This window comes from Burkholderia sp. S171, assembly GCF_009766085.1.
Taxonomy (GTDB): Bacteria; Pseudomonadota; Gammaproteobacteria; order Burkholderiales; family Burkholderiaceae; genus Caballeronia.
Map to the genome: position 1 here is coordinate 142961 of NZ_LMUF01000061.1, position 8978 is coordinate 151938.

Consider the following 8978-nt stretch of genomic DNA (forward strand, 5'->3'; position numbering starts at 1 on the left):
GTTCGGTACGAAATGCTCGGAGTATTGGTATTGGTTCAATGCCGATAGACTTCGCGCGGGTTCCACCGAAGGTGGCGGTTCCAGAACTTCCCCGCCTTTCCCTTACGGTCTGGGCTTTTTTATTTGTGCTTGTCACAAGCGGCGGTGCTGGCTTTGCGATCTATACGCTCCCACCCGGTACATCGTCTGACACTGCTTGGTTCTGGATTTGCGTTGCCGTCTTTCCAGTGCTCGCGTGGACTTTCCTTCTATTTGCCAGACTGACTTTCTTGCATGTGCAACGGGCCACGGCAATCGCAACCAATCGGGTTAGCGATCGGGAACTTGACAAGTGTCACGCGCGTGCGAGCGAACCTTTGGCATTAATCGGCCATGCGTGGATCTTTTCGGGGGTAGATGAAGAGAACGAGGCTTCCGGAATCACCGACGGTGCGGTGCAACTGAAGCCACGCGCGAGCTTAGCGTCGTCCAATAGCGATGTCACCGCTCGATGGATCGATATACCCGGTCGATCGTTTAACGCGGGCAACGCGTTTAGCGAACGTCGGCGCCATATAGAAATTATCGAATGGTTGTTGGAGTGCCTCATTACTCGACTTGCCCCGCAGCTTCGCAGATTGCCATCATCTACCTCACTGCGAGTGACGCTGAGTCTCAGCGCCCACGTTGATGAAAAGCTCGTAGGCCAACGACTGGCGATTATGCTGGCCAATCTTCATTTGGGCATAGATGTGACAGTGGACGCCACAAATGAAAAGGTTTCGCTTTTTGAAGTCGATTCATGGCTCGACGATATTAACGATCGCACAGTGCACTTGTTAGTGGCACTGCAGTTGCGCAATGCGATCAGTAACTTACTCGAAAAGCGAATGGCAGAGGCGGCCGTCGCTTTGCTCGTGGGACATTCGTCACTCGCGGCGGTGTATGCCGATGGGTCGTCAGTGCGCGTACATCGTCCCGAAAGGGGGCCACGCGAAACGCCTGACGAAATCCTGGCCAGCGCAGCGCGCTGGGGGCGGTCCGCCATGTCAGAAATTGATACGGCGTGGACATGTGACGTGTCGCCGAATTCCTATTTGTCTATTCGATCATCGAAACACTTCGATCCACGCACGGGTTTGTGCGACCTCAATGCAACGATCGGCGACTGCGGTTACGCCAATCAGTGGTTGACATTGGCTTTAGCCGCTCGCCAATCCACCGATAGCGGTTTCCCGCAATCGATCATCGTCCAAGAAGGCGAAGAACTCATTGCACTCACCTGTAAAAAGCACACATGAAAGAACATAAGGCAGCGCCGGTCGCGCTCATCATCGGTGTCTGCATTTTTCTGGTCTTCTTGATAGCCGCGGTTGTTGTCTGGTTCAAAGGGCAGTCGCACGGTTGGTCGAGAGATTCGCGCATCATGCTCGAGTTGTGCCTTCTCTCGGGTCTGCTGCTGTGCTTGATACTTGTGAAGTACTTCGAAGCCGTCACGCTCTGGGTAGCATCGCTTCACTTGATGCGATGGCAGCAGCGCTACGACCACTATCGCTCCACGAAACCGGGCAGTGCGCCCATCGACGCCGCGCCTATAGCCTTCGCCAGCCTCCGAGATCGTCTTCGTTCCATGCATGGTTTTCGGTGGCGTTATCGCGACCGCTGGTTGCTGGTATCCGGTGATGACCTGTTAATTGACAGACTGGCGCCGGGCCTAAGAAAGAACGGTTATGTGATCCAAGAGGGCACAGTTCTGCTACACGCGGGAAGCGGCGGCCAGGAATGGCTCAAACGTATCCGCCGTATGCGTCTTTGTCGTCCGATCGACGCGACGGTCGCAGTCATCTCCGCCAGTCAACTAAGCACGAAGGCGCTGGACACTGAACCACTCGATACCGACGCTCTCGTCAGTCGTTTGGCGCAGCAAAACCGAACGCTCGGTTTCTCCGCACCGGCATATGTGTTGAACGCGGTGGAAGTCGACGGTTCGGTTCCTGCGCTGATCGAGCCTGTTATGTGTTCGTGGTCGACTCGTTCCAATAACGCGCGCGGTGTCGGAGCGTCGCTCACCGATCTGTCTGGTCGGCTCGCCGATGCAGGGGTGCAACGTCTCATTGAACGTAGTGATGAAGCCTGCATTGCGCAGCTGTCGCAACAGGTAACTCGACGCGCGGAGACACTGTCGCGTCTTGTCTCGCAGCTATGCAACGCGCAGACTTGGCGCACGACGGTTTTCGGCGTAATTTTCACGCCCCTGTTCAAACAGCTGCCGGCCGACGCCGCTAACGTAATACATGCGCCGTCTTCATTCGCCCAACCTACGTGGCATGCCATCGCTGCCCACAGCCGGACCGTGCATGGCCGCCGCGTTGGTTTTTCGCTCTTACGCGTCGCGGCATGGAGCGCAACCGCGCTCGCGGCCGTATGGATTGCGGGCACGCTGGTATCGGTTGCGGCCAATCGCAACGCTATCCAAACCGCTTCTTCGACGATCGCAAAACTAGCAGCGCCACATGACACCACCCAAGCCACGCAAACCCTCGACACCCTGCAAAAGCAGATTGCCACGCTCGAAGCACGTCAGCGCGATGGTGCCCCGTGGTACACCCGCTTCGGACTGAACCATGACGCCGCGCTGTTAAGCGCCACGTGGCCCGCCTACGAAGCCGCAAACAATCGCATCCTGATGCAGCCGATCCGCACGAAGCTCGAATCCGATCTACGACAACTCGGCTCACTCACGGATCAGGAACTGGCAAGTGGTGGCGAGGCGCAGGTTAAAGGCGCCTACAGCACCCTCAAGTCCTACCTGATGCTAGCCGAGCCTAAGCACGCTGATTCGGGCTTCCTGATCCCTCAATTGATGGCCACGGATCAACCTGCGCGTCCTGAGCGATCATCGGTCAACCCGGGCAACTGGCGCGACCTGACGCAGCGTCTCGTGGCGTTCCATGCGAACCACTTGCACCAACGCCCGTCACTTGCCATCACGCCCGACACGACGTTGATCGCTACAGCCCGTCAGACGCTCGTGAGCGTGATGGGTCTGCAGAATTCCACCGACACCGTCTACCAGCAGATCCTCGATGAAACCCGCGTCAAGTATCCGCCCGTGTCATTACAGTCGCTATTGGGCGACACCAGCAGCCGAGGCGTATTCACAACCAGCGAAACCGTACCCGGCGTCTACACGCGGCAAGCGTGGGACGAGCGTATCGGCAAAGCTATTGACGAAGCCGATGAACAACGCACCGTCACCGGCGACTGGGTGCTCTCCGACACAGCAACAACAAGCGCAACCGCATCCACCGCGTCACTCAAGGAGCAATTGCGTCAACGCTACTTCGCCGATTACGGCCGTGCTTGGCAGCAGTTCCTGAACAGCGTGCGCTGGCAGGCGGATACATCGTTATCCGGCACCGTCGATCAACTGAGTCTTTACGCCGACCCGCAACGCTCACCGCTATCGGCGTTGTTCAAGGTGATCGTGTATCAGGCCAGCACGGGCGCGGTGGGGCAATCCTTATCGGACACGCTCGTCAACAGAGCCCGATTACTCGTAAGCGGCGACGACAAAGATAAAGATCCCTCCAATGCCGCCTCACAACCCGAAGCACCGCTTGCATCGGCTTTCGGCCCTCTGCTACGCGTGGCGGGCAGTGATCTGGCAGCAATGAGTCCCGCCAAGCCCGCTGCTGCTCAACCTGCCAATACATCCGATATCAGCCTGCCGCGGTATCTCGAACGCGTCACAGGGGTACGCCTCAAGCTCCAGCAGATCATGATGAGCCCGGATCCCGACGCGATGTCGCGCACTGCGGCACAGGCAATCCTGCAAGGAAAGACATCGGATATTGGTGACAGCCGCGACTACGCGAGCCGTGTCTCCGCGAGCCTTGGCGAGCAATGGTCGGGCTTTGGCGACGCAGTCTTTCAGAGGCCGCTCGATCAAACCTGGGATGTCGTGCTTCAACCGGCTAGCGCGAGTCTGAACGAAACGTGGCGCACGGTCATTGTCACCGCCTGGAACAAGTCGTTCGGCGGCCGCTATCCGTTCGCGGACTCGGACAGCGATGCATCGTTGCCTGAAATGGCGCGCTTCCTTCGCGTGGATGGTGGCGTGATTTCCCAATTTGTATCGACGCAACTTGGCGGCATCATCGAGCGGCAGGGTGATCAATGGGTGGTCATGCAAGCCACCGGTCGCAACACGCTAAGAGTTGATCCCGAGTTCGTGAGTGCATTGAACCGGCTCACTCGTGTATCGAACGTGCTGTTCCCAACGGGTGACGCTACCCTGCGCTACGAACTGCGCGCTATTCCCACACCCGGAATCACGGACGTAAAAATCGCACTGTCGGGGCGCGATTTGCACTACTTCAACCAACGCGAGGAATGGACACCCTTCGTCTGGCCGGGCGAGGCGCTGGAGAACGGAACGCGCATCGAGTGGCAGACTGAGCAGGCGGGTCCGCGTGTCGCATTCGATTTCTCGGGACGTTTTGGGCTGATTCGTTTGCTCGAACGAGCAACGGTTTCGCAGCAAGACGGCGCCCGCTATTTGTTGCGATGGCCGTTGGGCAAGGAGGCGGAAGGCGTCGTACCTGAAGCAATGGTAGCGCCGCAGGTGCAGGTCGCGAAGGCCAGCTCACCCGAGCCTTCGAAGCGCCCGGTGTCGCGAGAGAATGACGACTGGGCCGCTCGAACCAAGACAAGCGTCACCGCGCCGGACGCAGCCTGGAAACCGGACGAAAGCAAGGTTAGCCGTCCCTCTCCGCAGCCGCTCGGACCCGTGAAACCGCGTTTTTTGCAGGTGCAATTGCGCAGCGAAGTGGGAGCAGGTCCACTCGATGTCTTGAAGCTTCGCCATTTCGCATTGCCGACGCGGATTTTTCTCCGCAGCGACGCGGGTGGCCGTCTAGTCGCCACTGGATCAAATCCACCGCCTTTGCCGGTGACGGCGATAGAAGCCGCGAAACGCGCTTCAACGCCGCTCCCTCGCGGCGCTTCGCCTGATATCGATTGAACCTCTTTCGCTGATCCGCGCAAATCGCTGTAGATCATCAGCGATCGCGAATCACCGCTGCGATGCAGCCGCAAATGAACATAAGGATTCCAAATGGATGACGCCATCCTGCGTTATTACGAAGCCGAGATGCGCTATCTAGGCGAGGCAGCGAAGGAGTTCGCCGACGCCCACCCGGACCGCGCTCGCATGCTGAACCTTGATCGCGTCGGCGATCGTGACCCGTACGTCGAGCGGCTGTTTGAAGGCTTTGCGTTTCTCACCGGCCGGCTGCGCCAGAAGCTGGACGACGAACTGCCCGAGCTGACCGAAGGACTGGTCAGCCTGCTATGGCCGCACTATCTGCGCATGATTCCGTCGCTATCGATTCTCGAGATGACACCCGCGCCTGAAACGCTGCAGAGACCGAACGTGTCCCAGCGGGCCTCGCAGTGCGCTCTGGCAAGGTCGGAGCGAGCGGCGTGCAATGCCTGTATCGCACGACGCAAGCCGTGACGCTCATGCCAATACGGCTGACCGAAGCGACTCCGACTGTGCGCCATGACGCCCGTTCCGTCATCCGGCTCAAGTTTGAAATCGACCGATCCGCACGCCGTGAGGCGCTCGATCTGTCGAGCATCCGGCTCTATCTGAATGCCGATTTGCCAGTTGCCTTCGCGTTGCATCTCGCGCTCACACGTCAGGTGCAATCACTTTCGTTGCGAACGCCCGAAGTGCAAGACGGTGCAGCAATACCTCTAAAAAGCGCATGGATCGAAGCGGCGGGATTCTCTGCGGAAGAGCGTTTGTGGCCGAAGGCGGATATTGCATTTTCGGGTTATCAACTCCTCCTGGAATATTTTACGTTCCGCGAGAAATTCCTGTTTGTCGACTTGCGCGGCTTGAGCATGGACGCATTGCCAGCCGACGCCTGGAGCTTCGAGGTCGAGGTGTTGCTTAACGAAAGTTACCCCGCCGACCTGCGCTTCACCGCCGCTAACGTACGATTGTTCTGCACGCCAATTATCAACCTGTTCGAACTTGATGCCGAGCCGGTGCGGATCGATCATCACGAAACCGAGTATCGCGTGAAGCCAATGCATCACCACGGCGACTTCGTGGAAACGTATTCGGTCGAAGCGGTGGAGGCGTTCGATCACGATACCGCCGAGCGTTTCGAATATGTGCCGTTTTCAACGTTTCGGCATCGGGGCGGGATGCTCCGCCATGAGGCCCCGGAGCGTTACTTTCATACGCGCGTCAGGCAAGGCGTAAAGGGTTTGTTCGACACATGGATCATCCTCGGCGGTCACGCATGGGAGTCGATGCCGGACTTGCCTGAGGAGACGCTTTCGCTGCGCGTAACGGGTACCAACGGAATGCTGCCGCGCAAGGGTTTGCGCGAAGCGAGTATCAACCAACTGGTCGCGAGTGCACCCAACGTCGGGCGTGTCCGCAATCTTACTTCACCCACGCTGCCGGTTTATCCGCCGGTGAACGACCGCTTCCAATGGCGCGTGCTGTCGCATCTCGCGCCTAACTTCTTATCGTTGATGGATGCAGAAGTTTTGCGTGGGGCCTTGGCGTTGTACGACTGGACGGGGGACGAACTGAACCGTCGTCGCCTCGCGGGTATTCAGCATGTATCGCAGAAACTGCTGCGCAAGGTGATAGGCGGAGGCATCGAGCGAGGCGTGCTGATCGAAGTCACGCTTGATAGCCACGCTTTCGCCGGCAGCGGCGATGTGTACCTTTTCGGTGAGCTATTGCACCGGTTCTTTACGCTGTACGCCGAGATTAATCTCTTCACCCAACTGGCGATTATCAGCTTGCCTTCGGGGAAACGCATCGAATGGGCAGCAAGTCATGCGGAGCGTTCACCGTTATGAATGCGCCCGACTTGCCTGATGGCATGACGCCGCTCGTACGCGCTCTCCTCGCGCGCGCGCCACAGATGAACTTCTTTCAGTTATGCCAACTGATCGAGCGTCTGATGCCGCAGGGCATGGGCCTTGGCGCGCGTGACACGCCGGCCGGCGAGACGGTCCGGTTTCGGTCGTATCCCAAGGTGGGTTTTCCGGGCACTGAACTTGCCGCCGTGGAATTCGACCCCGAGCGTCCGGATCGGCCACCTACGATCCGGACGACCTTCCTTGGACTGTACGGCGTGAATGCGGTTATGCCGCCACATTTAATCGACGACATCGTGCTGAGGCGGGAAGGGCACGAGGAAGTCATGTCCTTTCTCGACCTCTTCAATCACCGGATTGCAACGCTCTTCTATCGCACCTGGCGCAAGTATCGGTATCCGTCGGGATTCGAACGAGGCGATGACACTACGTCACGCGCGTTGTTGTGCCTCGCGGGCTTCGGTCTCGGCGACAAGTCGGCCAGCGCGGGTTTGCCTGGCGCGCGCGTGCTCGGATTGCTCGGTCTCTTGACCCAGCGCACGCGAACGGTGGAAGGGTTGGCCGGCGTGGTTGCGCTAACGCTGCCCGGTGCGGGTGTAAAGATAGATGAGCGCTTTCCCGTATGGGTGAGGCTTCACGATCAGCCGGGACTGCGTTCAGGCCGTTCGTTGGGCACGCCGCGGGAAGCCGCTGGACAGGGCCTTGGTCAAGGGCATGTGCTGGGAAGGCGTGTCAAGAATCGCGGCGAGGCGGTGCGGCTGACGTTGCGTCCCTCGACCCCCGAACAGGCGCACGAACTCCTGCCCGACGCGCCCCTTTATCGCGAGTTGATCAGCATGTTGCGTGTGTACGTGGGTAACAAGGCGGACGTCGTGCTGCGTATGGAGGTATCGGCCGCCGTTGTGCCGGTACTAAAGCTGGGGCCGGCGCACGCTCACGCAATCGGCAGAGGCCATCAGGGTCGTCTTGCCTGGACCACGTTATTGAAACCAGCCAATGACCGCGTCATCACTATCCCGTTGGGCCGATACGAAGCGATCCCGACAGAAAATGTCGCGCGTCCGGAACCCGTTGTCCAAGCTGGATGAACCAGGAGTTTGCATGCACGTTACTTACGTTATAACAGCCGTCGCCGCTAGCCTGAGCCTATGCGCATGCGGCGCATGGCAAGGCGTTTCTGACACGTCGTCCAGCGCCTATCAGGCGGTTTTTCACAAGCAGGTCAAGATACTGAATGTCGATCTGAATGCGCGTGCTTCGCTGAATCCTGACGAGGCTAACCGGCCGGTGTCTGTCGCCGTTCGCGTTTATCAGTTAAAGGATCGTAAATCGTTTGATGGCGCTTCCTACGACGACCTGTTGAAAAACGAGCGTGCCGTTTTGAGTGCGGACCTGCAAGACACGGCGGGAGTGGTTGTTAACCCCGGCAGTGCGGCGAGCTTGTCGCAGCCAATGCGGCCGGACACGGAATTCATAGCCGTTGTGGGTTTCTTTCGCAACCCGAAGAACGATCGCGATTGGCGTCGAGTGGTGCCGAGGAAATCGTTGTCGGCGAGTGAGCCGCTCAAGTTCGATTTGGTCGGGCAGGAACTCGTAGCTGCCAATGAAGTGCCACGGGAGCAACCTGCACGATGACCTCGAACTTACCTCTTGTCGATCAGGATAGTGGTCGGCCGTCTGCCGATTTGGTGAAGCGTTTCGGTCAGCGGTCCCCATGTATCTGGCTGGAACTAGACCGGCTCCGTGGGGAGTTGCTGACGCATGTCAGGGACTTCCCTGCACATTGTTATTTGGCATGAAAAACACCCCAAAGGTTGGATCGGTGTCCAACTTTTGGGGTGCACTTCACGGACGGCTGTTTTAGTCGGCGCTGGTCAGCTGACTAAATCACGTACAAATCAACATACTCATTGACTGGCATTGCTTCGAGCGTTGCCTGATCCAGCGATACCGCAAGGATCGCCTCTTGCTGCTTGGCTGGGAAACGCCGTGCCAGGTTGGTCTTGAATTTCTCGACCAGAAGGGGGATGCCGTCTTCGCGACGGCGTTTGTGTCCGATCGGATATTCGACGACGATTTCGTCG

The 8978-nt window shown here is 58.5% G+C and carries 4 protein-coding genes and 2 pseudogenes; 5 read left to right on the forward strand and 1 reads right to left on the reverse strand.

Going from position 1 to position 8978, the window contains the following annotated elements:
- The first annotated feature begins 38 nt into the window (after positions 1 to 38).
- The 5 genes and pseudogenes from GSQ93_RS33960 (at position 39) to tssJ (ending at position 8529) form a co-directional block, all read left to right on the forward strand.
- Positions 39 to 1280 (forward strand): hypothetical protein, encoded by a 1242-nt coding sequence (locus GSQ93_RS33960; protein ID WP_158940300.1) that lies wholly within the window; start codon positions 39 to 41, stop codon positions 1278 to 1280.
- Positions 1277 to 5005, forward strand: coding sequence for an ImcF-related family protein (locus GSQ93_RS33965; RefSeq protein ID WP_158940301.1), 3729 nt, complete (start codon positions 1277 to 1279; stop codon positions 5003 to 5005). Before GSQ93_RS33960 ends, GSQ93_RS33965 begins: the two co-directional genes overlap by 4 nt.
- Before the next feature lie 93 nt (positions 5006 to 5098).
- Positions 5099 to 6873: pseudogene (gene tssF / locus GSQ93_RS33970) on the forward strand (type VI secretion system baseplate subunit TssF).
- Positions 6870 to 7982 carry a type VI secretion system baseplate subunit TssG gene (gene tssG / locus GSQ93_RS33975; protein WP_158940302.1) on the forward strand — a complete coding sequence of 371 codons (1113 nt, stop codon included), beginning with the start codon at positions 6870 to 6872 and terminating at the stop codon, positions 7980 to 7982. Before tssF ends, tssG begins: the two are co-directional and overlap by 4 nt.
- 13 nt (positions 7983 to 7995) lie before the next feature.
- Complete coding sequence (gene tssJ / locus GSQ93_RS33980) at positions 7996 to 8529, forward strand: type VI secretion system lipoprotein TssJ (RefSeq protein ID WP_158940303.1); 534 nt, start codon at positions 7996 to 7998, stop codon at positions 8527 to 8529.
- A 247-nt stretch (positions 8530 to 8776) separates the two neighbouring features.
- Here tssJ and prpD read toward each other — a convergent pair.
- Positions 8777 to 8978, reverse strand: a pseudogene (prpD, locus tag GSQ93_RS33985) (2-methylcitrate dehydratase); the annotation flags it as partial.

Bases quoted from the DNA above. Each gene is read 5' to 3' on its own strand.
- tssJ (WP_158940303.1), top strand. From the start codon at position 7,996: ATGCACGTTACTTACGTTATAACAGCCGTCGCCGCTAGCCTGAGCCTA.
- GSQ93_RS33960 (WP_158940300.1), top strand. From the start codon at position 39: ATGCCGATAGACTTCGCGCGGGTTCCACCGAAGGTGGCGGTTCCAGAA.
- GSQ93_RS33965 (WP_158940301.1), top strand. From the start codon at position 1,277: ATGAAAGAACATAAGGCAGCGCCGGTCGCGCTCATCATCGGTGTCTGC.
- tssG (WP_158940302.1), top strand. From the start codon at position 6,870: ATGAATGCGCCCGACTTGCCTGATGGCATGACGCCGCTCGTACGCGCT.